Below are 2211 nucleotides of genomic sequence, written 5' to 3'. Positions count from 1 at the left end.
TGTAGCTGTAGAAATCTTTGGGGGGGGAATCACCAGCAACTGCACGGGAGCGAGAGAGAGCGCTGTTAAATGCTTTAAAGGCTGTTCTAGAATCGCCATTTCGCCGAAACAGTCGCCGTTTCCCCAGATTTTTTAGGACGATTATTCGGCCCGACTACTCAAAGGGTTGTTGAGATTGCCGGTGCTGGGACGTTTAACATTATGGGATTGTAGGAGTGAGATCGCCTGTTGGTACTGGGGATCATCCTTAGTTCCCACGAAAGAAGGATCATCGCGGAAGCGCAGCTGTTGTTCCTGGGTTAACTCGATCTGCACATCGGGTTTAATGCCTTTTTTGTAGATATTTTCGCCGTTGGGGGGATAATAACGGGCAATTGTCACCGCTAAACCGGAACCATCGGAGAGGGTGTGTACCGATTGGACGGTACTCTTGCCATAGGTCGATGTACCGACTAAAGTCGCCCGGCCATTTTCTTTCAGCGCCCCGGCGAGGATTTCGCTGGCGCTGGCGGAACCTTTATTGACCAAGACCACGAGGGGTAAATCGGTAATAGCGGTGTTATTGGCGATAAATTGGCGATCACCGCCTCGTCGATCGATGGTGCTAACGATTTTGCCCTGTTTCATCCACATACGAGCGATATCGACACTAGCAAATAGTAACCCGCCGGGGTTGCCCCGCAGATCGAGAACATAGCCGGATACCTGTTGTTGACTTAATTCCTCGATCGCCTCTTTCATTTGTTCGGCTGCGTGGGAACTAAATTCATCCAGTTTGATATAACCAACTTTCACCCCACCTTCCTGTTTAAGGGTATAGCTAACCGAGGGGATTTCGATATCTACCCGGGTCAAAGTCACTTCAAATACCCCTTGATCGGGACGGGCAAGCTGTAAACTAACGCTAGTACCCACTGCTCCCTGTAGTGCTTCCATTGCTTGTTCTAGGGTCATTAAAGCGGTGGGTTTGCCGTTAATTCTGATCAGGCGATCGCCGCTTTTTACTCCCGCTTCCTTGGCGGGGGATTTTTTCACCGTATCGACAACGACCAGATCGCTAGTGCGTTTATCGAGGGCTAAACGTACCCCAATTCCCGATAATTCTCCGGAAGTTTGACTGGTGAGGACAGAAAATTCACTAGGAGTTAAAAAACGGGTATAAGTATCACCCAATTCCTTTAAAGCTTCCCGAATTGCCGTGTAAGCTTGTTGGGGATTAGTATAATTTCTGCTTAACAATTCTTGACGTTTTTTTTGCCAATCGATTTGATGAAAACTACGATCTACAAATTCATTATTAACAATTTGCCAAACCTGGTCGATGACTGCTTTCGGGTTATCTTCTAAGGGTTTTTCCCCTTTGGCTGCGGGGGTAAGGACCATCAGGGAACTAACTGCTAGGGTAGCGATCGCACCTCCAGATAGGAGTTTCTGCACGGAAACGAACGAGGGACGCGACTGGTTCATAAAGACAAAGCCAAAATAAGATTGACGTTTAGATAAAGCCATTCAAAAAGCGGGAGCATTTTGCCTTCGAGGGAGGTGAGGAGCAGTGTTAACTACGACTTTCGTATAGATAGGGGAGTTCCTTGTCTGGCTCTAATATCCACTATAATTCTACTTCTAGAAAATCGAGTAATATCTGGCGATGAATTTTTCCTAAAGAACGAGTCTGATTAATCTTCTCGGAGTAGTATTCCCCTTGACGGATGGCAGCCGGAGGTAATAAAGCTAAATCTTGTCCTTCTGTTTGCACTAATTTTTCTAATCCCAAGGTCAGGGGTACATGATAAAGATAACGAGAGAGATTATCATCGTTATAAGAGCGAAAATAGCGTAAACTAGGCGCTTCGTAGTTAATTTCTTCTTTTAACTCTCGTTTTAACCCTATTTCTGGACTTTCACCCGCTTCTAAGTGACCACCAAATAAACCCCACACCCCCGGATAGAGAATCGTCGGGATGTCGTCGCGCAACTGCATTAAAAATCGACCGTCCTGTTCCAAAATCGCCAAAGCAACAAATATCATCAGTTATCAGTTATCAGTTATCAGTTATCAGTTATCAGTTATTGGTTTTTGGTATTTTCTTGGCAGGTTTTTAGAATAGCCCAAAGCATTTTACCAATTTCCTCCGCATCATCATTGATACTTTGAAAGGCTCTTTCCTCTATGTAATTCGTGTCTTTCAATAGAGACAGCCAATACTTTGT

At 45.4% G+C, this 2211-nt stretch carries 3 protein-coding genes; all 3 read right to left on the bottom strand.

Annotated features, from left to right (window positions below):
- Window positions 1-141 precede the first annotated feature (141 nt).
- On the bottom strand, window positions 142-1467 hold the full coding sequence (gene ctpB / locus PX636_RS11110; protein ID WP_353853472.1) for a carboxyl-terminal processing protease CtpB: 1326 nt from the start codon (window positions 1465-1467) through the stop codon (window positions 142-144).
- Window positions 1468-1609: 142 nt separating this feature from the next.
- On the bottom strand, window positions 1610-2029 hold the full coding sequence (locus PX636_RS11105) for an NUDIX hydrolase (protein WP_004162555.1): 420 nt from the start codon (window positions 2027-2029) through the stop codon (window positions 1610-1612).
- A 38-nt stretch (window positions 2030-2067) separates the two neighbouring features.
- On the bottom strand, window positions 2068-2211 hold a 144-nt coding region (locus PX636_RS11100; RefSeq protein WP_353853471.1), incomplete at its 5' end, for a four helix bundle protein.

It is taken from the genome of Microcystis sp. M53598_WE2 (genome assembly GCF_030067735.1).
GTDB lineage: Bacteria > Cyanobacteriota > Cyanobacteriia > Cyanobacteriales > Microcystaceae > Microcystis > Microcystis aeruginosa.
The sequence above is the reverse complement of the archived record's forward strand: the minus strand, read 5'-3'. Positions and strand labels throughout refer to the sequence as shown.